Raw genomic sequence first — 26,032 nt, 5'->3', positions numbered from 1 at the left:
CAAAGCCGACGCCCTAAGCGTCGGTTTTTTTATGACTATACTTCACTGGAGAATCAACACACCGCAGATCAGGAGAACTCATGAGCACGCAGGCATTGCAGGAGAGTGCGCTTTTTCAGACCGGTTATCTGGTCGATGGCGTCTGGAAAAACCTGGAGACCACCTTTGAGGTTCTGAACCCGGCCAGCGGCGAGACGATCGCGCGCGTGGCGAAAGCGGGAAAAAAAGAGACCGAAGAGGCGATTGCCGCCGCGGCGCGTGCCTTTCCCGCCTGGCGGGCAAAAACCGCCAAAGAGCGCTCAACCATTCTCTATCGCTGGTATGAACTGATTATCGAGAACAAAAGCTGGCTGGGGCGTTTGATGACCAGCGAGCAGGGGAAACCGTTGAAAGAGGCGGAGGGCGAAGTCGAATACGCCGCCAGCTTTATTCAATGGTTTGCCGAGCAGGCTAAACGCGCCAACGGCGAGATCATTCCGCCGGTTAAGCCGGGATCGCGCATTCTGGCGACCCGTGAACCTATCGGCGTGGTGGCGGCAATTACACCGTGGAACTTCCCGATGGCAATGCTGACCCGCAAGCTTGGCCCGGCGTTAGCCGCAGGCTGTACCGGCGTAATAAAACCCGCCAACAATACGCCGCTGAGCGCCTTTGCGCTGCTCACGCTGGCAAAAAAAGCGGGCGTCCCCGATGGCGTGCTAAACGCGGTCGCTGGCACAACTTCTGAGATCAGCGATGCGATTATGGCCAGCCCGGAGGTGCGCAAAATCTCCTTCACTGGCTCAACGGCGGTGGGCAAAACGCTGGTGCGCAACGCCGCCGAGACGATGAAAAAGGTCTCAATGGAGCTGGGCGGTAACGCGCCCTATATCGTCTTTGACGATGCCGATATTGATGCCGCGGTGCAGGGGGCGGTGGCGAACAAGTTCCGTAACGCAGGCCAGGTGTGCGTCAGCGTCAACCGCTTCTATATTCAGGAAGGCATCTATGACGAATTTACCCGCAAGCTGAGCGAGGCGGTTAAGGCGCTGAAAGTGGGTAATGGCATGGACGAAGGGGTGGTCGTCGGCCCGCTGATTGAGTCCTCCGCCGTCGATAAAGTGCGTGAGCATGTTGAAGATGCGGTGGCGAAAGGCGCGAAAGTGTTGACCGGCGGCGAACCGCACGCGCTGGGCGGTAACTTCTGGCAACCGACGGTGCTCGGCGACTGTAGCGATGGCATGAAACTGGCGCAGGAAGAGACTTTCGGCCCGCTTGCCGCCTGCTTCCGCTTTACCAGCGAAGAGGAGGTGATCAAGCGCGCCAATGCCACGCCGTTTGGGCTTGCAGCCTACTTTTACACGCAAAATCTGCAGCGGGTGTTCCGCGTTTCGCAGACGCTGGAGAGCGGCATGATTGGCGTGAACGAGTGCGCGGTGTCGACCGAAGTCGCCCCTTTTGGCGGCGTGAAAGAGTCGGGTTTAGGCCGCGAAGGCTCTGTGCTGGGGTTGGAGGAGTTTATGGAAGTGAAAACGTTACATTTAGGCGGCTTATAAAGAGTGGAACGGCAGATGATGGAGAGTATGAAGAGCTACACCTTCGATTTTAAAGAGATCGCCGATCAACGCGCCTTCTACCGCGATTTTTGTCGTCAGTTCGCCCTTGGAGAGGAGAAGGTGCACGATCTCGATTCGCTGTGGGAGGCAGTGGTTGAGGGGGAATTACCGCTGCCGCTAGAGATTGCTTTTATCCATCTGCCTGAGAAAAAGCGCCGCCGTTTTGGGGCGCTCATCTTATTGTTTGATGAAGCGGAAGAGGAGCTGGAGGGCGAGCTGCGTTTTAACGTACGCTAACACTACTCTTTTTCGGAATATATAAATATAACGCTGTGCTAGAGTTAATTCGCGACGGGCGTCAAAGCCTGTTGCGATAATTATAATTAGCAGACGCTTATTACTATATTTTCAATGTAGAGCAATATTTTCTTCTATTACTAAACCAAAGGATGGTTAGTATGAAAAAGATATATTCGCTTGAAGTCACGCTATCACTCTGTCTATCTCTCTTTTTCCCTTCCTGCGCCCTGCATGCGAAAGCCCGCATTGTTCAGCGCTCCGTTGCAAATGCCGATATCCCTTATCAGACCTATCGTGATTTCGCGACCAACAAAGGGGCGTTTTATCCGGGAGCGCGGGATGTGCCCATTTATAATAAATATGGTCAGACGGTGGGCCTGTTAAATCAGGCACCCATGCCTGATTTCAGTAGCGTAAATAAAACCAGCGGTATCGCTACACTTATTCACCCGCAATATGCAACCACGGTGCATCATAATCCTACCTCATATCTCCAGACGCTTAATTATGGTCATTATCTTTATCATCTGGCTGACAGAGAGAGTCTTCGACTAAGAGATTTTAGCGTTATTCGCTTAAATAAAGTGGTGACGGAGGTGGCCCCCGCGGCGATATCTCCTTTAAACATGCCGCTTAAATCGCTGCATGACGAGACGCGTTTTCGTCTCTTTTACCGCATGGGAGCCGGCAGACAAAAAGTAAGTGACGCCACGGGAAAGCGGAGCGATATCCAGGGGGCTTATCGTTTCCTCACCGGCGGAACCATCGGGCAGCCGCGAATTAATCTTTATCAACTGTTGGTGATCAACTCCGGCGATGTTTTTGATCCTAAAAATGGTCCGCTGGCGAGCCATGGCGCACTGGGTGATAGCGGCTCACCACTCTACGCCTGGGATAGCCTGAACAACCAGTGGATGGTAGTCGGCGCATTAAGCATGCTCTATCTGGGGCAACCAGAGCAAAGTGCTTACACCTTTGTTAACCCGCAATTCATTCAGCAGACCAGAGAGAAATATGTCAGTGCAACGATAGAAAACCGGCAAAACAATGCGCTTTTTATGTGGCGATACGATGCGGCATCAGGAGTGGGCACCTTAACCCAGGGGAGAAGCGCTTATGCCATGCAGGGAAAAGGGACAGAGAGTAGCAGTAGCGGTAACGACCTAATTTTCCGCGGTGCGGATGCGGTGATGTTGCTACAGGATAGCGTCGATCAGGGGGCGGGAAGCTTAACCTTTTACGCAAACGCCAGCGTTTCGCCGATGCAGGCGCAGACGTGGACGGGCGGTGGCGTCAATGTCGCTTCCGGCGCGACAGTAAAATGGCTGGTGAACGGCACCGAAGGGGATAACTTGCATAAGGTGGGTAAAGGTACGCTGAACATTAACGCCCAGGGCATCAATCCTGGCGGGTTGAATATTGGTGATGGAACTGTGGTGCTTGCCCAGCGCCCCGATGCACAAGGCAGGCTAAGAGCATGCAGAGCGCTGCGCATCGTTAGCGGCAGGCCGTTAGTCGTTCTTCGTGATAGTCAGCAGATCGATCCGGATATGATTACGTGGGGTTTTCGCGGCGGCAGGCTCGATGTTAACGGCAACCCACTCACCTTTCATCGGCTCAATGCCGAAGATTACGGTGCCGCACTGATTAACCGTGCAGCAAAGCGGGCCGATATCACTCTACGCTACCACCGCGCGATGGACGCTATTCCCATCTTTGAGTGGTCATACGCGCGAACAGGACAGGTCGGCGAGCTGTATGGGTATCGTAACTCCAATACCGGCACCAATGATTACTTCATTCTTAAAACACCTGAGTATGACTGGTTCCCGGGCGATCAGCGCAGCAATGAGCATTGGGAATTTATCGGTCACGATCATCAGCAGGCGATCCATACGCGTTATGAACGGCAGAAAGATGAGGACGCGATGTTTCACGGCCAGCTACGCGGCAATCTTAACGTCACGAACCGCATGGTAGCAGGCACGCGCGGCGCCTTGATTCTGGACGGAGCGGTTGATATAGCCGGAGATTTTACGCAGCAGTATGGCCGGCTGGTGTTCCAGGGACACCCTGTTATTCATGCTTATAACACGCCAGAAATTGTTGAAAAACTGCGTTCATTGAGAGATTACTCCCTACGCAGCGAGCCGGTCTCCTTCACACAGCCGGACTGGGAGCGCCGCATTTTTCACCTCAATCGTTTAGTGCTCGATTATGCCTCGTTTGATCTGGCGAGAAATGCATCACTGCTCGCCAATATTGAGGCCAGAGGAGCGACTATCACGCTGGGCAGCTCTACACCTTATCTCGATCTCAATGATGGCAATGGCCTGGTGAATGTGCCGAGTCGGGGGATCTCAACGGGCGCGCTCGATGAGGATCTTAGCCGCTTCTGGGGACACATTAATCTCTCAGCTAACTCGACACTTGCCATTCGCGAGAAATTTACCGGCACGGTTTACGGTCAGAATAGCCGGGTCACGATCTCGTCGCGGGATGCCACCTTTGATGGTTTCAGTCAGTTCAACCACACCGCGCTCACCCTTGAGGAGAGTGCGCGGCTAACTGCAACGGGCGGCTGGAGCAGTAATGCCACTGTAACCGTCGGCCCTTCAGCCTCGCTACTGCTGGCGGCAACCCCTGTCGCGCCGGGACGCGTTAGCCCTTCGCTCTATGTGCTGAAGAGCGGAGCAACGTATGAGCTTAATGATGAGAGCACCCTTAATGTGACCGCCTTCGCCTCGCTATGGGGGCGTATTCACGCCGTGGGTGAGGCGGTTATCCGCTTTGGTGAGAGTGATGTGCCGCGTCTTGTTGAAGCGCTTAACGCCGGGCAGAAGGGGAGCGTGGGCAAGCTTTTCGGTTTTCAGAGTAGCTGGCTGGGTTCGCTCTCTGCGCCGCGTGCGCGGTTAAGCCTGAATGCAACGCGCTGGCAGCTACGTCGTGATTCGGAAGTTGGAAGCGTCGCTGCCTCGCGCTCGCTGGTGGGGCTTTCGGCAGGCAAACATCGCTTTAATACTTTAAAAATTGCCGAGCTAGAGGCTAATGAAACGGGTTTTGCCCTGCGCACGGATCTGCAAAGCAGCGATAAAATCGAAATTAGCCAGCACGCAAGCGGCCGCAACAACGTTCTGTTTCTTGATGTAATTACACCCTCACGCCCTGTTAAGGGGCTGAATCTTCCGCTGATCACGGCACCGCAAGGCACGCCCGCGTCACTTTTTACGGCGGCAAAGGCGGTGAGGGGGTTTAGCAAACTTGAGCCGATTATCAAACAGCAAACGGATGCGCTGAACACGAAGTGGATCCTGACCGGTTTCAAACAGACCCCCGATCCCGCCGCAATGGCCACCGCCAGACGCTTTTTTGCCATGAACTATAAGCGCTTCATTACGGAAGTGAATAGCCTGAATAAACGACCCGCGCAGTTGCGGGAAAATGGCGGTCGCGAAGGAGCGTGGGCATATACGGAGCGTAATAACGGCGCGGGAAAAATAAACGCAGCCGGTCACGACGCAATTACCTGGTCGGGTATTGATAAAAAAAGCGCCTATCCCGCAGCCGATCTCTTTTCTGGTGTCTATATGAGCTACGCCACCCATCAGTTGAGTGGGGAGAGCGTGCAGGGGAGCAGTCGCGATTTCGGTGCAGGCTACTATGCCACTTTGCTAAGTAAGTCTGGTTTATATCTTGATGCCGCCGTGAAATATATTCACTCATACCATCACGATCGGCTGGCGTTTAGCGGACTCAACGCACGGGATTACAGCATGAACAGCTGGTTAGGCGGCGTTGAAACGGGCTATCACTACTCGCTCACTCCGCATGCTTATATTGAACCGCAGGCGCAAGTTGCGCTGGGCAAACTCTCCGACACCACTTTCCACTGGCGCGATCGCGGCCTCTCTCTTGCTCTGCATCGTAAGAGCGCAATCCCGTGGGTGGGGCGTACCGGGATCGTTGCAGGGGCGCACTTCTGCGATCGTGATTGGGCGATTACGCTGCGGGCGGGGCTGCATTATGAGACAGAGCTATGGGCTGATGGCGACATTATCCTTCACGATGATACAGGAGATACTCGGGTCAAAGCAGAACGTGACGGGCGTCTACGTTACCATGCCAGCATTGATGGGCAGGTGAGCGATAACCTTCACGTTGAGCTTGATGTTGCGCACGCAAAGTTTGGCAACATTGATGCCGGGCAGGCTATCAACGCGCAGCTGCACTACTCCTTCTAAGCAAGCAGATAAAAAAAAGCCCCTGCCAGGGGAGGCAGGGGCAAGTCGTCGGACAGACGACGAGGGTTTATTTGTACAGTTCAGCCGTCACGTGGGTGTGAGAACCGGTACGGGCTTCAATAATGCGGTAGCTGCTTGCGCCAGCCTGATCGGCTTTCGCGGAGAGTTCCTGACGGATATCCATCGGAACACCGGCGATCTGTGAAACAGAGACGGTACCTACGGGTTGCAGGTTGCTGGCCTGATCGCTGTTTACCAGAGTTGCGGCGCTCGCGCCGAATGAGATCAGGGAAGCAAGGCCAAGAGATGCGATGATCAGATTGCGTTTCATACTGTTTTCTCCTTAAGAGAGACTCAACGGCGAGAAGGGTTAAACATCTTTTCTTATGCCTGGTGCCGTTGAGCGATTAATTCATAGGGTTAGGGGTACAACTTATTTGTAGAGTTCAGCCGTCGCGTGCCAGCGGTCACCGCTGTGCGCTTCAATGATGCGGTAGGATGATGCACCCTGCTGTTCCGCTTTTTTGCTCAGCTGCGCGTTCATGTCCATTGGTGAAGAGGCGATGGCGCCGACGGAGACGGTACCCAGAGACTGACGATCTTGCGCCTGGTCTGCATTGATCATATCAGCGGCGAAGGCGCCAAATGAGAGTGCTGAAAGGATACCCATAGTTGCGATAGATGATTTGATATTCATGCTGCTTACCTCGTCGTAATCTTTTCTTTAAATTTTTAAGGGGTTCGTTTTGTGACCCCCATCACGAAATCAAGTATACACTAATAACGCGAATAATTAATACCAAGCTAATTATAACTGTGGCGAATGCGTATAACATTTGGCCTTTTTTATAACCAAGTAGCATAAAAATTTAGCTTATGGCGAAGAATTAGTTAACGAGGATTAATAAAATCAGCGGGATAGGTTGCTTTGATTTTTTGTGCGGTGCTATCAGCTGTAGTAGGGGAAGGAAACGAAAAATCGCACTATTTGTTAAATGAAATGAGGTGGAAAGTCGCCTGGAAGGGGAAAAATGCCGAACATTCCCCCTCAGCGGGGACCGAGGGGAATGCGCGGTTAAAGCTCTTGTTCGAAGAGAACGAGGATCGCTTCGTAGAGATCTTTAACGGTAAAGCCGCGGGCTGGCGTGGTGAAGATAGTATCGTCACCAGCGATGGTGCCGAGGATCCCTTCCGCTTTACCCAGCGAGTCGAGCAGGCGTGCGATCAACTGTGCAGCGCCAGGGCTGGTGTGGATGACTACCACCGCGTCGTTGTAGTCGATATCCAGTACCAGATTCTTCAGTGGGCTGGAGGTCGTTGGTACGCCCATCTCAATCGGCAGGCAGTAGACCATCTCCATTTTCGCGTTACGCGTACGTACCGCGCCGAACTTGGTCAGCATGCGTGAGACTTTGGACTGGTTGATATTGTCGAAGCCCTCTTCTTGTAAGGCCTGAACAATTTCACCCTGGGAACTGAATTTCTCTTCTTTTAAAAGCGCTTTAAACGCCTTCACTAATTCTTCTTGTTTAGCCGAGCTTCGCATAAGTCACCCGTAATATGGCCGTGAAAACAACATTATTATGCATATTAATGAATTTTTATGCAAACATTCTGCAGATAAATATGCTGAAAAGTTATGGGGAAGGGCGCGAAGTTTAGCAAATTCTTTCGTTAAGGACATCAGCATGTGGCTTACGTCGCAAATAAGAGTAAAAAGTAAATTAAATGTTATAAATATGATGTTATTTTGGTGAATTCTACAGCTATATTATAAACTCGTTAAGTTAGTTACTTAGCTTGCCGATCTGACGGTCATATTTAACCCTTTTATAAAATCGCTACAGTGGGCTGTGCCGCGTTATTTTGGCGCACTTGTTGTCATAATTAGCAGGGTGAATTAAGGTCGCCGCAGCGGAGTAACAATATATTTAGCTAACCATAATAAGGAGTTTAGGATGAAAGTCGCAGTCCTCGGCGCGGCCGGCGGTATCGGCCAGGCGCTTGCCCTACTACTGAAAACACAACTGCCTTCAGGTTCAGAACTCTCCCTCTACGACATCGCACCTGTCACTCCCGGTGTCGCTGTAGACCTCAGTCATATCCCGACCGATGTAAACATCAAAGGCTTCTCCGGTGAAGATGCGACGCCTGCGCTGGAAGGTGCTGACGTAGTGCTGATCTCAGCAGGGGTTGCGCGTAAACCCGGTATGGATCGCTCCGACCTGTTTAACGTCAACGCCGGTATCGTGAAAAACCTGGTGGCGCAGGTAGCGAAAACCGCGCCGAAAGCCTGTATCGGTATCATTACTAACCCGGTCAACACCACCGTCGCGATTGCGGCTGAAGTGCTGAAAAAAGCGGGTGTCTATGACAAGAACAAACTGTTTGGCGTGACCACGCTGGACATTATTCGCTCCAACACGTTCGTTGCTGAGCTGAAAGGTAAGAAACCTGCCGAGATCGAAGTACCGGTGATTGGCGGGCACTCTGGTGTGACCATCCTGCCGCTGCTGTCGCAGATCCCGGGCGTTACCTTCAGCGAGCAGGAAGTGGCCGACCTGACCAAGCGTATCCAGAACGCGGGCACCGAAGTGGTGGAAGCGAAGGCGGGTGGCGGTTCAGCAACCCTCTCCATGGGCCAGGCGGCTGCACGTTTTGGTCTGTCGCTGGTGCGCGCCTTGCAGGGCGAGAGCGGTATCGTTGAGTGCGCCTACGTTGAAGGCGATGGCGAATATGCACGTTTCTTCTCGCAGCCGCTGCTGCTGGGTAAAAACGGCGTAGAAGAGCGCAAGGCGATTGGCCAGCTCAGCGCGTTTGAACAGCAGTCGCTGGAAGGTATGCTGGATACGCTGAAAAAAGATATCGATCTCGGTGTCGATTTCGTTAACCGCTAATCGCGGCTGAGATGAGAAACCGGAGCCTGCGCTCCGGTTTTTTTATGGCCGTCAGTTGGTGGCCGGGTACTCCTGAATGGTGACGTGCAGCGTCAGCTTTTTATCGTCACGCATCACTTCAACCGGGATCTCTGAACCCGGGCGGATCTCCGCCACCTGGTCCATGGTCTCCAGCGCCGATACCGCCGGTTTGCCGTTCACGGAGGTGATCACGTCATTGACCTGAATACCTGCGCGCGCGGCCGGGCCGTCTGGCGACACTTCATTAACCACAATGCCCTGAATCGGATCGATACCGGTGCCCTGGGCGTGCAGTGGGGCAATCTCGCGTCCGCCGATACCGATATAGCCGCGGATCACTCGCCCGTCGCGGATAAGCTTATCCATAATTTTGGTCGCCAGCTGGAACGGAATGGCGAAACCAATCCCCTCCGGCGTCTCCCCATCGTTGCTCTTATCAAACGACAGGGTATTGATGCCCATTAACTCGCCGAGCGAGTTAACCAGCGCGCCGCCAGAGTTGCCGTGGTTAATAGAGGCATCGGTCTGCAGGAAATTTTGCCGCCCGCTGGGGTTGAGGCCGATACGCCCGGTGGCGCTGATGATCCCCTGTGTGATGGTCTGCCCGAGGTTGTAGGGGTTGCCTATCGCCAGCACCACATCGCCAATATGCGGCGTGCGCCTGGCATTAATTGGGATCACTGGCAGCCCGGAGTTAGCGTTCACTTTCAGCACCGCCAGATCCGTCAGGCTATCTGAGCCGACCAGCAGGGCTTCAAAGACGCGTCCATCCTGCAGGGCGACGATAATCTGATCCGCATCGTTGATCACATGCTTGTTAGTGATGATATAGCCGCGCTGATCCATGATAACGCCGGAGCCGAGGGTGCGGATTTCAAGGCGATCGTGCGTGGAGCTGTTCAGGCTACGGTTATAGACGTTGACCACTGCGGGCGCGGCGCGGCGCACGGCCGAATTATAGGACGCAGGTGTCTCATCGGCGCTGTCTAACGGATGCGTCGCGAGCGGGTTATTCTGACGTAGCGACGGCATGGCGGCGATGATCAGGCCACCGACGACAATACCGATTGCAATCGAACGTAAAAGCTTCACATACATGATGGGATAGTCGTTAAAAGAAGGACCGCAGCAGCATACCATGAGTTATCCGGACATCACACGCAGCGGTGATGCCCGGACGAGGAAAGGGTTAACGCAGCAGCAGATAGATACTGTCGTTACCCCGCACAATGTGCAGCGCCATCACCGACGGCCTGGTCTCCAGCACTTTGCGCATCTCGGCGATAGACTGCACGCGCGCACGGTTAACGCCGATGATCACATCATCTTTATGCAGGCCAGCCTGTGCCGCGGAGCTGCCTTTCTCAACTTCACCAACCCGGATGCCTTTGGTGCCATCCTTCAACTGCCCGTCGCTCAACTCTGCCCCCTGCAACGCTGGCGAAATCAGCTCTGCGCTGGCGGAAGCGGAGGTGCTCTTATCCAGCGTCACTTCAACGTCAAGTGGTTTACCGTCGCGCAGCAGCCCAAGCTTCACTTTCGCGCCCGGTTCTGTGGTGGCGATGCGCGAGCGCAACTCCGCGAAGCTGTTCAGGGCTTTACCGTTGAGGCTGACAATCACATCCCCGGATTTGATTCCCGCTTTCGCCGAGCCGGAGTTGGGCAGCACTTCGCTGACAAATGCCCCGCGCTGCACATTCAGGTTAAAGGCTTTGGCGATGTCCGCGCTCATCTCCATGCCTTTAATGCCGAGCAGGCCGCGCTTAATCTCACCAAACTGGATTAACTGATGGGAGAGTGTTTGCGCCATATTGCTGGGGATAGCAAAGCCGATACCAACACTGCCGCCGCCGGGCGCGAGAATGGCGGTATTAATGCCGATCAGCTCGCCGTTGAGATTGAGCAGCGCGCCGCCGGAGTTACCGCGGTTAATCGAGGCATCGGTCTGGATAAAGTTCTCCAGCCCTTCGAGGTTAAGGCCGCTACGACCGAGCGCCGAGACAATCCCGGACGTTGCGGTCTGCCCGAGGCCAAACGGGTTACCAACCGCGACGACAAAATCGCCGACGCGCAGCTTATCGGAGTCGGCAATGGCGATTTGCGTCAGGTTGCTGGGGTTTTGCAGCTGTAACAGCGCGATGTCGCTCTGGTCGTCGCCGCCGATTAGTTTGGCGTCGAATTCGCGACCATCGTTGAGCTGCACGCTAATTTTTTGCGCCTGGTTGATGACGTGATTATTGGTCAGGACGTAGCCCTTCGCGGCATCAATAATTACCCCGGAGCCCAGCCCCTCGAACGGCTGCGGCTGTTGCGGCTGCTCGGGCGCTCCTTCACCGAAGAATTTCTTTAACTCTTCCGGAACCTTCTGGCTCTGTACCGCAGTGCCTTCAACCTGCACGCTGACCACGGCGGGAAGCACTTTCTCAAGCACCGGCGCAAGACTAGGTAACGCCCCCTGGCCAGGTACCTGTGACGGCATGGCCGCCGTTGCCAACGGTGCCGAGAGAGATAAGCCGACACTTAACGCGATTGCACTCAACAACTGGGTTTGTTTCTTCATCGATGCTGGCTCTCAGTAACCTGAAGTGGAAGGATAGATGCCCAAAACAGAGTGATGTTATTGAAATTTCAACCGGGTAACAATGCGAAGAATGACTAAATAATAGCTGGAATGGGGAAGTTGCGATGGGCGCGGGGGACGCGCCCGTATAAATAAGGAGGGGGAAGGCCTTATTTGCGATTGGCGCGACCGCGCAGCAGACCCGATGCGCCTTCAGAGTAGTCACGCGGGATCTGTACCGGGGCCTGATCGTTGTTTGCTTCAGACTCTGACAGACGGTTGCGGAACGGATTCTCTTCCGCGGACATTTCCGGCAGCAGGCTGGAGGAGCTCTTCGCCATATGCTGGTAAAGCTGACGATAGTCATCCGCCATGTTGTCCAGAAGTTCAGCACTGCGGGCAAAGTGACTCACCAGCTCTTCGCGGTACTCTTCCAGTTCTGCTTTGTTTTTTTCCAGTTCATACTGCAAGGCCTGCTGTTGACGCAATTTCCGGTTTCCGAAACGCATGCCCACGGCACCAATAATAATGCCGACAACTAACCCAATTAGCGCGTATTCCCAGGTCATGACTTCTCCCATTGTTGTTCGATTCCGTAGGGGGTGGGCTGCAAGCTTCTTGCCTGCGCCGGAGAGTGCCACTATAACCGCTAAATGTGCAGAAGTGGAATCCTGACGCTGCATCGCGTAGTGTAGAGCGGCTTTTTTTTCGTCAACCCTGTGGGGGCGGATCGATTTTCAAGGAACAACAATAACACCATGCAAAGCCTTTCCCCGACATCGCGATATCTTACTGCCCTGAAAGAGGGTAGCCATCAGCCGGACGATGTGCAAAAAGAAGCTGTCACCCGACTGGATACGATTTATCAACAGTTGATTGCCGAACAGGAGCCCGCCGCGCAGCAGAGCGGAGGCCTGATGGCGAAGTTCAGTAAGCTGCTGGGCAAACGCGATACCGCACCGCGAGAGCCGGTACGCGGCCTCTATATGTGGGGAGGTGTCGGACGAGGCAAAACCTGGCTGATGGATCTCTTCTATCACAGCTTGCCGGGCGAGCGTAAACAGCGTCTGCACTTTCACCGCTTTATGTTGCGCGTGCATGAAGAGTTAACCACGCTGCAAGGGCAGAGCGATCCGCTGGAGATTGTTGCTGACCGCTTCAAGGCGCAAACCGACGTGCTCTGTTTTGATGAGTTCTTTGTTTCAGACATTACCGATGCGATGCTGCTTGGCGGGCTAATGAAAGCGCTGTTCGCGCGTGGCATCACGCTGGTGGCGACGTCGAACATTCCGCCGGACGAGCTCTATCGCAATGGCTTACAGCGCGCCCGTTTCCTGCCCGCCATTGAGGCGATAAAGCAGTTTTGCGATGTGATGAACGTCGACGCCGGCATCGATTACCGCTTGCGTACGCTCACCCAGGCCCATTTATGGCTGTCGCCGCTTGGTGAAGAGACCGCGCAGCAGATGGATAAGCTGTGGCTGGCGCTGGCGGGTGCGCCGCGCCGTCACGCGCCGGAGCTGGAGGTGAATCATCGGCCGCTGGCGACACTCGGCGTGGAGAGTCAAACCTTAGCCGTCTCCTTTGCCACATTATGTGTTGATGCGCGCAGCCAGCATGATTACATCGCGCTGTCGCGCCTTTTCCACACCGTGATGCTGTTTGAGGTGCCGGTGATGACGAAGCTGATGGAGAACGAAGCGCGCCGCTTTATTGCGCTGGTGGATGAATTTTATGAGCGCCACGTGAAGCTGGTGGTGAGCGCCGCCGCGCCGCTGCATGAGATTTACCAGGGCGAGCGGGTGAGGTTTGAGTTTCAGCGCTGTTTATCGCGCCTGCAGGAGATGCAGAGCGAGGAGTACCTGAAACGCGAGCATATGCCGTAATTGTTCATCCCTGGTGCAGAAATCCAACAGCAAAAGACGAAAAGGGGTCGATCTTTGACCCCGACTTCTCTATAATCCTGCGACCCCACGTTACGGGAAAGTTTTTTTTCCCAAAAACTTTCTATGCGCCGGCATAGGCTATTCGAAGGGGTAGGTTTGCCGGACTTTGTCGTGTGAACCTCAACTGACAAACGTTTGGGTGTTCACCAACGTGAAACTAATTATTTGGGTAAGCTTTTAATGAAAACTTTTACAGCTAAACCAGAAACCGTAAAACGCGACTGGTATGTTGTTGACGCGACCGGTAAAACTCTGGGTCGTCTGGCTACCGAACTGGCTCGTCGCCTGCGCGGTAAGCACAAAGCGGAATACACCCCGCACGTTGATACTGGTGATTACATCATCGTTCTGAACGCTGAGAAAGTTGCTGTAACCGGCAACAAGCGTGAAGATAAAGTGTATTACCACCACACTGGCCACATCGGTGGTATCAAACAAGCGACCTTTGAAGAGATGATTGCCCGCCGTCCTGAGCGTGTGATTGAAATCGCGGTTAAAGGCATGCTGCCAAAAGGCCCGCTGGGTCGTGCTATGTACCGTAAACTGAAAGTTTACGCTGGCAACGAGCACAACCACGCGGCACAGCAACCGCAAGTTCTTGACATCTAATCGGGATTATAGGCAATGGCTGAAAATCAATACTACGGCACTGGTCGCCGCAAAAGCTCCGCCGCTCGCGTGTTTATCAAACCGGGCAACGGTAAAATCGTAATCAACCAGCGTTCGCTGGAACAGTACTTCGGTCGTGAAACTGCCCGCATGGTAGTTCGTCAGCCGCTGGAACTGGTCGACATGGTTGAGAAATTGGACCTGTACATCACCGTTAAAGGTGGTGGTATCTCCGGTCAGGCTGGTGCGATCCGTCACGGTATCACCCGCGCTCTGATGGAGTACGACGAGTCCCTGCGCGCTGAACTGCGTAAAGCTGGCTTCGTTACTCGTGACGCTCGTCAGGTTGAACGTAAGAAAGTCGGTCTGCGTAAAGCACGTCGTCGTCCGCAGTTCTCCAAGCGTTAATTGTCTTCTGCTTCGGCAGAACGATTGGCGAAAAACCCGGTGCAAGCCGGGTTTTTTTATGGATAAAAAATGTGTTATCCACAGCAATCAATCGCTTATCTCCTCTTTTTCAGCATTTCCGGAATCCCCTCACCACAAACCCCGCAAAATCTGGTAAACTATCATCCAATTTTCTGCCCAAATGGCTGGGATTGTTCGTTTTTTGTTTGTTTTTTGAACAAGAGAGACAGTGCGCGCGGGTAGCTAACTCACATCTGACCGGTCGAGTATGTCCGGTAGCAGTATTTCTGAATATACCTGGAGGTTTTCATGGCTGTCGCTGCCAACAAACGTTCGGTAATGACGCTGTTTTCTGGTCCTGTGGACATCTATAGTCATCAGGTCCGCATCGTGCTGGCCGAGAAGGGTGTCAGCTTTGAAATTGAGCACGTGGAAAAGGATAATCCTCCTCAGGATCTGATTGACCTCAACCCGAGTCAAAGCGTACCGACACTTGTAGATCGTGAGCTCACCCTGTGGGAATCGCGCATCATTATGGAATATCTGGACGAGCGTTTTCCGCACCCGCCGTTAATGCCGGTTTATCCGGTGGCGCGCGGTGAAAGCCGTCTCTACATGCACCGCATCGAGAAAGACTGGTACTCGCTGATGAACGTCATCGAGAACAACAGCGGTGCGCAGGCCGATGCCGCCCGTAAACAGCTGCGTGAAGAGCTGCTGGCGATTGGCCCGCTGTTTACCCAGAAGCCTTACTTCCTGAATGACGAATTCAGCCTGGTTGACTGCTACCTCGCGCCGCTGCTGTGGCGTCTGCCGGTACTGGGCATCGAGCTGAGCGGCACAGGTGCGAAAGAGCTGAAAGGGTATATGACGCGTGTCTTCGAACGTGATTCTTTCCTTGCCTCTCTGACAGAAGCCGAGCGCGAAATGCGCCTTGGTCGGGGTTAATCATGGATTTGTCGCAACTGTCTCCACGCCGCCCGTATTTGCTGCGGGCCTTTTACGAATGGCTGCTGGATAACCAGCTGACGCCGCATCTGGTTGTTGATGTGACGTTGCCGGGCGTACGCGTGCCGATGGAGTATGCGCGTGACGGCCAGATCGTGTTAAACATCGCACCGCGTGCGGTGGGCAACCTGGAGCTGGGCAACGATGAAGTGCGCTTCAACGCGCGTTTCGGCGGTGTGCCACGCCAGGTGGAAGTGCCGATGGCTGCGGTACTGGCCGTTTATGCCCGTGAAAACGGTGCCGGCACCATGTTTGAGCCAGAAACCGCCTACGACGAAGAGCTCGTCAGTCTCAACGATGATGGTGAGATGCCCGAGCAGGAGAACGAGACGGTGATGTCGGTTATTGACGGTGATAAACCCGATCATGCAGTGGATCAGGATAGCGATCCGGATGACGATCCGCCGCCGCGCGGTGGGCGTCCATCGCTGCGTGTGGTGAAATAACCTGAAAAAAGCAGAACCCCGGTTCTGCTTTTTTATTGCCCTCAGGATATGAAAAAGGAGGCCGCAGCCTCCTTTTTAGCGTTACCACAAGTTTACACTTCGAGATAGTTCATGATGCCGTCTGCGGCTTTACGCCCTTCGGCAATCGCTGTCACCACCAGATCGGAACCGCGTACGATATCGCCACCAGCGAAGATTTTAGGGTTGCTGGTCTGGAATGCGTTATCGCTGCCTTCCGGGGCAATCACGCGGCCCTGTGAATCGAGCTCAACGCTGTGTTTCGCCAGCCACTCCATGCTGTGCGGGCGGAAACCAAACGCCATCACCACGGCATCGGCCGGAACAATGTGCTCAGAGCCAGCAACGATCTCCGCGCGGCGACGGCCTTTCTCATCCGGTGCGCCCATTTCGGTGCGCGCCATCTTCACGCCGCTCACTTTACCGTTGGCATTCACTTCAATCCCCAGCGGCTGCACGTTGAACTGGAACTCAACGCCCTCTTCACGGGCGTTTTTCACTTCGCGGCGTGAGCCTGGCATATTCTCTTCATCACGACGATAGGCACAGATTACGTGGGTTGCACCCTGACGCACCGAGGTACGCACGCAGTCCATCGCGGTATCGCCCCCGCCTAGCACCACGACGCGTTTGCCTTCCATGCTGATATAGGGTTCTGACGGCGTTTCGCCATAGCCCATGATCTGCCTGGTGTTGGCAATCAGGAACGGCAGCGCATCAAACACGCCCTGCGCATCTTCGTTCTCAAGGCCGCCACGCATCGACTGATAGGTGCCAACGCCAAGGAACACGGCGTCGTACTCTTTCAGCAGATCGTCAATCTGCACATCGCGGCCCACTTCGGTGTTGAGCTGAAACTCAATGCCCATGCCGGTGAAAATTTCACGGCGACGCGTCATCACCTCTTTCTCCAGCTTGAAGGCCGGAATACCAAAGGTCAGCAGGCCGCCAATCTCCGGGTGACGATCATAGACCACCGCTTTCACGCCGTTACGGGTCAGTACATCCGCGCACGCCAGACCAGCCGGACCCGCGCCGATAATCGCCACGCGTTTGTCGGTCTGCTTCACGCCGGTCAGGTCGGGACGCCAGCCCATCTCGAAGGCTTTATCATTGATATAGCGCTCGATATTGCCGATGGTCACCGCACCGAACTCGTCGTTCAGCGTACAGGAGCCTTCACACAGGCGATCCTGCGGGCAGACGCGCCCGCACACTTCCGGCAGGGTGTTGGTCTGATGCGACAGTTCTGCCGCCTCAAAAATACGCCCTTCATTCGCCAGCTTCAGCCAGTTCGGGATGTAGTTATGAACCGGGCACTTCCACTCGCAGTAGGGGTTACCGCAGGCGAGACAGCGGTCAGCCTGCGCTTTCGCTTGCCCTTCGGAGAAGGGCTCGTAGATCTCGACAAAGGCAATCTTACGCAGCTTCAGCGGTTTCTTTGCCGGATCAACGCGCTGTAAGTCGATAAATTGGTAAACGTTCTGACTCATCTCAATTCCTTACTGCGCCTGCACGCGCAACTCTGCCGCGCTACGACTACGGTGGCCCAACAGCGCTTTCACATCGCTGGACTTCGGCTTAACCAGGGCAAATTTGGCGGCAAATGTCGGCCAGTTGGCCAGCATCTCTTCGCCGCGCTGCGAACCGGTGTGCTGCACATGCTCGGTAATCAACCCACGCAGATGCTCTTCGTGGATCGCCAGATCATCAACGCTCAGCACTTCCACCAGCTCCGGGTTCACGCGCTTGCGGAACTCGCCATCTTCATCCAGCACGTAGGCGAAGCCGCCGGTCATGCCCGCGCCAAAGTTGACGCCGGTTTTGCCGAGTACGCAGACGATACCGCCCGTCATATATTCACAGCCATTGTCACCAATGCCTTCAACCACAGTGATCGCACCGGAGTTACGCACGGCGAAACGCTCGCCCGCGCGGCCTGCGGCGTAGAGACGACCGCCGGTTGCGCCATACAGGCAGGTGTTACCGATAATGCTCGCTTCGTGGCTACGGAACGCCGAACCGACCGGCGGACGCACCGCCAGCAGCCCGCCCGCCATGCCTTTACCAACATAGTCGTTGGCATCGCCGGTGAGGTAAAGCTCAACGCCGCCCGCGTTCCAGACGCCGAAGCTCTGGCCTGCGGTACCGCTGAAGTAGGCTTTAATCGGGTCCGATGCCAGGCCCTGATCGCCATGTGTCTGGGCGATATAACCAGAGAGCAGCGCGCCCACCGAGCGGTCGGTGTTGCGGATATCAAACCAGAAGGTTTTGCTCTGGCGCTCATCAACAAACGGTTTCGCCTGCTGCAACAGCTGAGCATTCAGCACGCCATTGTCAAACGGTGGGTTGCTCTCGGTGCAGTAGAGCGCTTTGCCGGCATGCGGTTCAGCGGTCTCCAGCAGTTTGGAGAGATCCAGCTTCTGCTGACGCGCGGTAAAGCCATCAAGCTCTTTCAGCAGGTCGGTGCGGCCAATCAGATCCACCAGGCGTTTCACGCCCAGCTGCGCCATCAGCTCGCGGGTTTCACGGGCGATAAATTCAAAGTAGTTGGTCACTTTGAACGGCAGGCCGTGATAGTGGTTCTTACGCAGCTTATCATCCTGAGTTGCCACACCGGTCGCACAGTTGTTGAGGTGACAAATACGCAGATATTTACAGCCCAGCGCCACCATCGGGCCGGTACCGAAGCCGAAGCTCTCTGCGCCCAGAATTGCCGCTTTGATAATGTCCTGGCCGGTTTTCAGGCCGCCATCGACCTGAAGACGGATTTTATGGCGCAGACCGTTCGCCACCAGCGCCTGCTGGGTTTCAACCAGGCCAAGTTCCCACGGGCAGCCCGCGTATTTCACGGAGGAGAGTGGGCTTGCGCCGGTGCCGCCGTCGTAACCGGCAATGGTGATCAGATCGGCATAGGCTTTTGCCACGCCGGTCGCGATGGTGCCGACACCCGGTTCGGAAACCAGTTTGACGGAGATCAGCGCCTTCGGGTTAACCTGTTTCAGGTCGAAAATCAGCTGCGCCAGATCCTCGATCGAGTAGATATCGTGATGCGGCGGCGGCGAAATCAGCGTCACGCCCGGAACGGAGTAACGCAGCTTGGCGATATAGGGGGTCACTTTATCCCCCGGCAACTGACCGCCTTCGCCCGGCTTCGCGCCCTGCGCCACTTTAATCTGGATAACATCGGCGTTCACCAGGTAGGCTGGCGTGACGCCAAAGCGACCCGAAGCGACCTGCTTGATGCGCGACACTTTGTTGGTGCCGTAGCGCGCCGGATCTTCGCCGCCTTCGCCGGAGTTGGAGAAGCCGCCGAGGCTGTTCATCGCTTCCGCCAGCGCTTCGTGTGCTTCCGGGCTGAGCGCGCCGATAGACATCGCCGCCGTATCAAAGCGTTTAAACAGCTCTGTCGCCGGTTCAACGTCGTTAAGGCTTACCGCTTCACTGCCCGGCGTAATGGCCAGCAGGTCGCGCAGCGTTGCCGCCGGACGCTCGTTCACCAGCTTCGCATACTGCTGATAGTCGCTGTAGTCGCCGCTCTCAACCGCTCGTTGCAGCGTGCGCACCACGTCCGGGTTGTAGGCGTGGTATTCGCCGCCGTGAACGTACTTCAGCAAGCCGCCTTGCTCCAGCGGTTTGCGCGCCAGCCAGGCACGTTTAGAGAGGTTCAACAGATCCTGCTGGAAGTCCGGGAAGCTGGCACCGCCGATACGGCTAACCACGCCCTGGAAGCAGAGCTCGGTGACATCATCATGCAGGCCGACCGCTTCAAACAGCTTTGAACAGCGGTAAGAGGCGATAGTCGAGATGCCCATTTTGGACATGATCTTATACAGCCCTTTGTTGATGCCGTTGCGGTAGTTGAGCATCACCGTGCGGTAATCTTTCTCAATCGCTTTGCTGTCGATAAGCTTCGCCAGCGTTTCATACGCCAGGTAGGGGTAGATCGCCGTCGCGCCGAAGCCCAGCAGCACCGCAAAGTGGTGCGGATCGCGGGCACTGGCGGTTTCAACAATGATGTTGGCGTCGCAGCGCAGGTTCTTATCCACCAGGCGCGCCTGAATCGCACCAACGGCCATTGGCGCCGGAACCGGCAGGCGGTTTTTGGCGATATTACGGTCGGAGAGCACCAGCAGCACGGTGCCCGCGCGCACCATCTCTTCCGCTTTGTCGCACAGGGCTTTGATGGTCTCTTCCAGCGTCGTCGCCGTGGCGTCGAAGGTGATATCGAGCGTATCCGCGCGATAGTGCTCCTCGGTCATGGTGGTGAGCTGTTTGAAGTCGGAGTAGAGCAGAATCGGCGATTTGAAGCTCAGACGGTGCGCCTGGCCTTCCGCTTCACAGAAGACATTCATTTCACGGCCGATGCTGGTCGCCAGCGACATCACATGCGCTTCGCGCAGCGGATCGATAGGCGGGTTAGTCACCTGCGCAAATTGCTGGCGGAAGTAGTCATAAATGATGCGCGGCTGGCTGGAGAGCACGGCGAACGGCGTATCATCGCCCATGGAGCCGACCGCTTCCTGGCCGTTCTCGCCCAGCACGCGGATCACCGAGTCCAGCTCTTCAAAGCTGTAGTTAAACTGTTTCTGGTAGCTGGTGAGCAGATCGTCATCCATTTCGCGGATGCCGACTTCGTCGTCGGAGAGATCTTCAAACGGCACCAGGCGGCGGACGTTTTTCTCCATCCACTCTTTATACGGGTGGCGGCTTTTCAGATCGTCATCGGTCTCGGCAGAGTGCAGAATGCGCCCGCCACGGGTATCGATAACCATCAGTTCGCCTGGCCCAACGCGGCCTTTTTCGACCACTTCATCCGGCTGGTAATCCCAGATGCCCACTTCAGAAGCGCAAGTGATGAGTTTATCTTTGGTGATGACGTAGCGCGCCGGACGCAGACCGTTACGGTCGAGGTTACAGGCGGCAAAACGCCCATCAGACATAACGATGCCCGCCGGACCATCCCACGGCTCCATATGCATGGAGTTAAAGTCGAAGAAGCTGCGCAGATCCGGATCCATCTCCGGGTTGTTCTGCCAGGCTGGCGGCACCAGTAAACGCATGGCACGCACGATATCCATCCCGCCCGCTAACAGCAGTTCCAGCATGTTATCCATTGAACTGGAGTCAGAGCCGGTTTCGTTCACGAACGGTGCGGCATCATGCAGATCGGGGATCAGCGGTGTCTGGAATTTGTAGGTACGCGCGCGCGCCCACTGGCGGTTACCGGTAATAGTATTGATTTCACCGTTGTGCGCCAGGTAGCGGAAAGGCTGCGCCAGCGGCCAGCGCGGCACGGTGTTGGTGGAGAAGCGCTGGTGGAAGAGGCAGATGGCCGATTCCAGACGCAGGTCCGCCAGGTCCAGGTAGAAGCGCGGCAGATCCGCCGGCATACAGAGACCTTTATAGATGTTGACGAGGTTAGAGAGGCTACAGACGTAGAACTCTTTATCCTCCTGTAAACGCTTTTCAATGCGGCGGCGGGCAATAAAGAGGCGGCGCTCCATATCGCGCGGACGCCAGCCGGCCGGGGCGTTTACGAAAACTTGCTCAATACGAGGCAGTGAGGAGAGGGCGATTTCACCGAGTACGCCTTCGTTGGTCGGCACATCGCGCCAGCCAACGAGCGAGAGAGTCTCACGCTGAAGTTCTTCTTCTACAACACGACGCGATGCAGCCGCTTTTTCCGGATCCTGATTGAGGAACAGCATGCCGACGGCGTAATTTTTAGCTAAACGCCAGCCGCGCTCTTCGGCGACGATGCGGAAGAAACGGTCAGGTTTTTGCAACAGCAGGCCGCAACCGTCGCCGGTTTTACCATCGGCAAGGATCGCGCCGCGGTGCTGCATGCGGGCCAGTGCGTGAATAGCGGTACGCACTACCTTGTGGCTAGGTTCGCCTTCTATGTGGGCGATCAGGCCGAAACCACAGTTATCTCTCTCAAGAGATTTATCGTACAACATATCAGTGAACCTCCCCAGGCTCTGCGAGAGCCCTCCCGATCGTTACGCACAGGCGCAGAAAGAGCATGGCGACGGGGCAATGGCCTCGTATGTCGCCCTCTTCATTTCCTTTTCGCATCGATTCACAAGTGTTGAGGACTTGCTTAAGAGGGAATCTCAATTACTGCATAAATATGATGAGCAGACTGCTCATCCAGAAAGCTTCCAGCGGATTTCCAACTTATCGGGAATCCGCACACAGGTCAAATGCCGAGCTTATTTATCGAAAAATGTGCTAACTGGCATTCATCATATTGATTTAAAAGGATGTTTAATCAGTTTTACATTCAGTTATAGCGGCATAACCAGCCTGGAGAGTGTGATCTGACTCACTATAGTAAAGCGCTGTTTCCCCTCTTCTGTTCTGACCTGACTTTTATTAGCAGATTATTATCCTGCCTATGTGGCCAGTGCCGCATAATCTCACTGTTTTTCAGGTGGGGACCTATTTCCGCAAATTTACCTTTCAGCATAAGGAAAAGTAATTGCCCGGTCGGTGAATGAAATAGCGGTTATGTTGACTGTTTATGCAATGGATAAAGCCTTCCCGGGCGATTGATCCAGGTCATCGCTGACGAAAGCTAATAGTGGCAGGCTACGCCCTTTGATTTGGGCGGCCTTTCAGATTATGCAGTTACAAAAATTAGTCAATATGTTTGGTGGGGATCTTGCCCGTCGCTATGGCGAAAAAGTTCATAAGCTGACGCTGCACGGCGGTTTTAGCTGCCCAAACCGCGATGGCACGCTGGGCCGCGGCGGCTGCACCTTCTGCAATGTTGCCTCCTTTGCCGATGAGACGCAGCAGTATCGCTCAATTGCAGTACAGCTTGCCGAACAGGCGCAGCGCGTTAACCGCGCCCGGCGCTATCTCGCCTATTTTCAGGCCTACACCAGCACCTGGGCGGAAGTGCAGGTGCTGCGCGAGATGTACCAGCAGGCGCTGAGCCAGGCCAATATGGTTGGGCTGTGCGTCGGAACACGTCCCGACTGCGTGCCGGAGGCAGTGCTGGATCTGCTGTGCGAATACCGCCAGCAGGGCTTTGAGGTGTGGCTGGAGCTGGGGTTACAAACCGCGCACGATAAAACTCTGCACCGCATCAATCGTGGCCACGATTTCGCCTGTTATCAAAACACCGCGCGGCTCGCCCGCGAGCGCGGCCTGAAGGTCTGTACCCATCTCATCGCTGGCCTGCCGGGCGAGCGGTTGCCGGATTGCATGGTGACGCTTGAGCGCGTGGTCGAGGCCGGCGTCGACGGCATCAAGCTGCACCCACTGCATATTGTCAAAGGCAGCACTATGGCAAAAGCCTGGGAAGCGGGGCGCCTTAACGCCATCGGGCTTGAGGAGTACACCACCATTGCTGGCGAGATGATTCGCCACACGCCGCCAGAGGTAATCTACCACCGCGTGTGTGCCAGCGCGCGGCGTCCCACTTTGCTTGCGCCGCTGTGGTGCGAAAACCGCTGGACCGGCATGGTTGAACTTAACACCTACCTTGCTGCCCACGGCGGCCAGGGCTCGGCGCTGGGGCGCGGCTGGACACTACCCGCCTGATCATGGGTCAACCACACATAATTACCGCATTTTTCGCACAAGCTTCAACGCCTTGCTCAGAATTGAGTATTATTGAGCGGACTTGTTTAAGGAAAACGCTATGAAGCAAATCCGTTTACTGGCGCAATATTACGTCGACCTGATGATGAAGCTGGGTCTGGTGCGCTTTTCCATGCTGTTAGCGCTGGCGCTGGTGGTGCTGGCCATCGTAGTGCAAATGGCCGTCACGATGGTGTTGCAGGGGCAGGTTGAGCGTATCGACGTCATCCGCTCTATCTTCTTTGGTCTGCTGATCACCCCCTGGGCGGTCTACTTCTTATCGGTCGTAGTCGAGCAACTGGAGGAGTCACGCCAGCGCTTATCGCGGCTGGTAGAGAAGCTGGAAGAGATGCGCGAGCGCGATCTTAAGCTCAACGTGAAGCTTAAAGACAATATCATGCAGCTTAATCAGGAGATCAGCGATCGCGAGAAGGCCGAAGCGGAGCGACAGGCCACCTTTGAGCGGCTGAAGATCGAGATGCAGGAGCGCGAGCAGACACAGATCCAGCTCGAACAGCAATCCTCCTTTCTGCGCTCTTTCCTTGATGCTTCGCCCGACCTGGTCTTCTATCGCAATGAAGATAAAGAGTTTTCCGGCTGCAACCGCGCCATGGAGCTGCTCACCGGCAAAAGCGAAAAGCAGTTGATTCACCTCAAGCCGCAGGATGTCTACTCGCCGGAGGCGGCGCAAAAAGTGATCGAAACCGACGAGAAAGTGTTTCGTCACAATGTCTCGCTCACCTATGAGCAGTGGCTTGATTACCCCGACGGGCGCAAAGCCTGCTTTGAAATTCGCAAAGTTCCCTATTATGACCGGGTCGGTAAACGCCACGGGTTGATGGGCTTCGGGCGCGATATTACCGAGCGTAAGCGCTATCAGGACGCGCTGGAACGCGCCAGCCGCGACAAAACCACCTTTATCTCCACCATCAGCCACGAACTGCGTACGCCGCTTAACGGCATCGTCGGTTTAAGCCGCATTCTGCTGGATACCGATCTGGCGCCTGAACAGGAGAAGTACCTCAAAACGATCCATGTCTCGGCGGTGACGCTGGGCAATATCTTCAACGATATTATCGACATGGATAAGATGGAGCGGCGCAAAGTGCAGCTTGATAACCAGCCGCTCGACTTCACCAGCTTCCTTGCGGATCTGGAGAACCTCTCCGGGCTGCAGGCGCATCAAAAAGGGCTGCGTTTCGAGCTGGAGCCGACGCTACCGCTGCCGCACCAGGTGATCACCGACGGCACCCGTTTGCGGCAGATCCTCTGGAACCTGATTAGCAACGCCGTCAAATTTACCCGCGAAGGGCAGGTGACGGTGCGCGTGCGCTATGACGAAGGTGAGATCCTGCACTTCGAAGTGCAGGACTCCGGGATTGGCATTCCGCGCGATGAGCAGGACAAAATCTTCGCCATGTATTACCAGGTGAAAGATAGCCACGGTGGCAAACCGGCCACCGGTACCGGCATCGGGCTTGCGGTCTCACGCCGTCTGGCGAAAAGTATGGGCGGCGATATTACCGTCAGCAGCCAGCCCGGCAGTGGTTCGCTCTTTACGCTGACAGTCCATGCGCCAGCGGTAGCTGAAGAGGTCGACGATGCTTTCGAAGAGGATGAGATGCCCTTACCGGCGCTGCATGTGCTGCTGGTGGAGGATATCGAACTCAACGTGATTGTCGCGCGTTCGGTGCTGGAGAAACTCGGCAACAGTGTCGATGTGGCGATGACCGGCAGCGCCGCGCTGGAAATGTTTGCGCCGGGCGAATATGACCTGGTGCTGCTTGATATTCAGCTGCCGGATATGACCGGGCTGGATATCTCGCGGGCGCTGACCAGCCGCTATTCGCGCGACGAGCTGCCGCCGCTGGTGGCGTTAACCGCAAACGTGCTGAAAGATAAGCAGGAGTATCTGGATGCGGGCATGGACGATGTCTTAAGCAAACCGCTGGCGGTGCCAGCATTAACGGCGATGATCAAGAAGTTCTGGGATGCCGGAGATGAGGAGGAGGAGCAGGTGACCACGATAGACAACGAGAAGGCACAAACTCTGCTGGATACCGCCATGCTTGAGCAGTACCTCGAGCTGGTTGGGCCGAAGTTGATTACCGATGGGCTGACGGTGTTTGAGAAGATGATGCCGGGCTACCTGAGCGTGCTGGAGTCGAACCTCACCGCGCGCGACCAGAAAGGGATTGTCGAAGAGGGTCACAAAATTAAGGGCGCTGCCGGATCCGTCGGCCTGCGCCATCTGCAGCAGTTAGGCCAGCAGATCCAGTCTCCGGATCTTCCCGCCTGGTGGGATAATGTCGGCGAATGGGTGGAAGAGATGAAGCAGGAGTGGCGCAATGATGTCGCCGTGCTCAAAGCCTGGGTGGCAGACGCTGCAAAAAAATGACCCCGGATTAACCGGGGTGCGCGAATACTGCGCCAACACCAGGGAAACC

The 26,032-nt window shown here is 55.4% G+C and carries 19 protein-coding genes; 11 read left to right on the top strand and 8 right to left on the bottom strand.

Annotated elements, in window-relative coordinates; genetic code table 11:
• The first annotated feature begins 80 nt into the window (after nucleotides 1–80).
• From HF650_RS21365 to HF650_RS21355, 3 genes are all read left to right on the top strand, one after another.
• Entirely contained in the window at nucleotides 81–1,535 is a 1,455-nt protein-coding gene (locus HF650_RS21365) for an NAD-dependent succinate-semialdehyde dehydrogenase (RefSeq protein WP_187800275.1), read from the top strand.
• Nucleotides 1,536–1,562: 27 nt separating this feature from the next.
• Entirely contained in the window at nucleotides 1,563–1,832 is a 270-nt protein-coding gene (locus HF650_RS21360; protein WP_187802783.1) for a hypothetical protein, read from the top strand.
• 161 nt (nucleotides 1,833–1,993) lie between these two features.
• Nucleotides 1,994–6,076 (top strand): S6 family peptidase, encoded by a 4,083-nt coding sequence (locus HF650_RS21355; protein ID WP_187800274.1) that lies wholly within the window; start codon nucleotides 1,994–1,996, stop codon nucleotides 6,074–6,076.
• A 67-nt stretch (nucleotides 6,077–6,143) separates the two neighbouring features.
• Here the strand turns inward: HF650_RS21355 and yhcN (HF650_RS21350) are convergent, their stop codons facing one another.
• The 3 genes from yhcN (HF650_RS21350) to argR form a co-directional block, all read right to left on the bottom strand.
• Nucleotides 6,144–6,407, bottom strand: coding sequence for a peroxide/acid stress response protein YhcN (gene yhcN / locus HF650_RS21350; RefSeq protein WP_187800273.1), 264 nt, complete (start codon nucleotides 6,405–6,407; stop codon nucleotides 6,144–6,146).
• Between the two features lie 102 nt (nucleotides 6,408–6,509).
• On the bottom strand, nucleotides 6,510–6,773 hold the full coding sequence (gene yhcN / locus HF650_RS21345; RefSeq protein ID WP_187800272.1) for a peroxide/acid stress response protein YhcN: 264 nt from the start codon (nucleotides 6,771–6,773) through the stop codon (nucleotides 6,510–6,512).
• A gap of 378 nt (nucleotides 6,774–7,151) precedes the next feature.
• The gene (gene argR, locus HF650_RS21340; RefSeq protein ID WP_023480960.1) at nucleotides 7,152–7,622 is read right to left on the bottom strand and encodes a transcriptional regulator ArgR; all 471 of its coding nucleotides are present in this window, start codon (nucleotides 7,620–7,622) and stop codon (nucleotides 7,152–7,154) included.
• A 412-nt stretch (nucleotides 7,623–8,034) separates the two neighbouring features.
• Between argR and mdh the strand changes: the two genes are divergently transcribed.
• Entirely contained in the window at nucleotides 8,035–8,973 is a 939-nt protein-coding gene (gene mdh / locus HF650_RS21335; protein WP_187800271.1) for a malate dehydrogenase, read from the top strand.
• 51 nt (nucleotides 8,974–9,024) lie between these two features.
• Here mdh and degS read toward each other — a convergent pair whose 3' ends face one another.
• From degS to zapG, 3 genes are all read right to left on the bottom strand, one after another.
• Nucleotides 9,025–10,092, bottom strand: coding sequence for an outer membrane-stress sensor serine endopeptidase DegS (gene degS / locus HF650_RS21330; protein ID WP_187800270.1), 1,068 nt, complete (start codon nucleotides 10,090–10,092; stop codon nucleotides 9,025–9,027).
• A 91-nt stretch (nucleotides 10,093–10,183) separates the two neighbouring features.
• On the bottom strand, nucleotides 10,184–11,554 hold the full coding sequence (gene degQ, locus HF650_RS21325) for a serine endoprotease DegQ (RefSeq protein ID WP_187800269.1): 1,371 nt from the start codon (nucleotides 11,552–11,554) through the stop codon (nucleotides 10,184–10,186).
• A gap of 170 nt (nucleotides 11,555–11,724) precedes the next feature.
• Nucleotides 11,725–12,123 (bottom strand): Z-ring associated protein ZapG, encoded by a 399-nt coding sequence (zapG, locus tag HF650_RS21320; RefSeq protein ID WP_023480758.1) that lies wholly within the window; start codon nucleotides 12,121–12,123, stop codon nucleotides 11,725–11,727.
• 189 nt (nucleotides 12,124–12,312) lie between these two features.
• Here zapG and zapE point away from each other — a divergent pair, with 189 nt between their 5' ends.
• The 5 genes from zapE (at nucleotide 12,313) to sspB (ending at nucleotide 15,971) form a co-directional block, all read left to right on the top strand.
• Entirely contained in the window at nucleotides 12,313–13,440 is a 1,128-nt protein-coding gene (gene zapE / locus HF650_RS21315; protein WP_187800268.1) for a cell division protein ZapE, read from the top strand.
• 240 nt (nucleotides 13,441–13,680) lie between these two features.
• Nucleotides 13,681–14,109: a 50S ribosomal protein L13 gene (gene rplM / locus HF650_RS21310; protein WP_023480976.1), complete on the top strand. Its 429-nt coding sequence runs from the start codon at nucleotides 13,681–13,683 to the stop codon at nucleotides 14,107–14,109.
• Nucleotides 14,110–14,124: 15 nt separating this feature from the next.
• Complete coding sequence (rpsI, locus tag HF650_RS21305) at nucleotides 14,125–14,517, top strand: 30S ribosomal protein S9 (RefSeq protein ID WP_023480836.1); 393 nt, start codon at nucleotides 14,125–14,127, stop codon at nucleotides 14,515–14,517.
• 309 nt (nucleotides 14,518–14,826) lie between these two features.
• Nucleotides 14,827–15,465, top strand: coding sequence for a stringent starvation protein SspA (sspA, locus tag HF650_RS21300; RefSeq protein ID WP_023480809.1), 639 nt, complete (start codon nucleotides 14,827–14,829; stop codon nucleotides 15,463–15,465).
• Between the two features lie 2 nt (nucleotides 15,466–15,467).
• The gene (gene sspB, locus HF650_RS21295) at nucleotides 15,468–15,971 is read left to right on the top strand and encodes a ClpXP protease specificity-enhancing factor (RefSeq protein ID WP_187800267.1); all 504 of its coding nucleotides are present in this window, start codon (nucleotides 15,468–15,470) and stop codon (nucleotides 15,969–15,971) included.
• 92 nt (nucleotides 15,972–16,063) lie between these two features.
• Here sspB and HF650_RS21290 read toward each other — a convergent pair whose 3' ends face one another.
• Nucleotides 16,064–17,482, bottom strand: coding sequence for a glutamate synthase small subunit (locus HF650_RS21290; RefSeq protein WP_187800266.1), 1,419 nt, complete (start codon nucleotides 17,480–17,482; stop codon nucleotides 16,064–16,066).
• Between the two features lie 9 nt (nucleotides 17,483–17,491).
• A complete protein-coding gene (gltB, locus tag HF650_RS21285; RefSeq protein ID WP_187800265.1) occupies nucleotides 17,492–21,952 on the bottom strand; it encodes a glutamate synthase large subunit in 4,461 nt (1,486 codons plus the stop codon).
• Nucleotides 21,953–22,619: 667 nt separating this feature from the next.
• Here gltB and HF650_RS21280 point away from each other — a divergent pair.
• Both HF650_RS21280 and arcB read left to right on the top strand, forming a co-directional pair.
• Nucleotides 22,620–23,546, top strand: a complete 927-nt coding sequence (locus HF650_RS21280) for a TIGR01212 family radical SAM protein (protein WP_187800264.1) — start codon at nucleotides 22,620–22,622, stop codon at nucleotides 23,544–23,546.
• Between the two features lie 100 nt (nucleotides 23,547–23,646).
• The gene (gene arcB, locus HF650_RS21275; protein ID WP_187800263.1) at nucleotides 23,647–25,983 is read left to right on the top strand and encodes an aerobic respiration two-component sensor histidine kinase ArcB; all 2,337 of its coding nucleotides are present in this window, start codon (nucleotides 23,647–23,649) and stop codon (nucleotides 25,981–25,983) included.
• The last annotated feature ends 49 nt before the right edge of the window (nucleotides 25,984–26,032 follow it).

Origin of the sequence: Kosakonia sp. SMBL-WEM22, from assembly GCF_014490785.1 — a bacterium.
Taxonomy (GTDB): domain Bacteria; phylum Pseudomonadota; class Gammaproteobacteria; order Enterobacterales; family Enterobacteriaceae; genus Kosakonia.
This window is presented reverse-complemented; position numbering and strand designations above follow the sequence as displayed.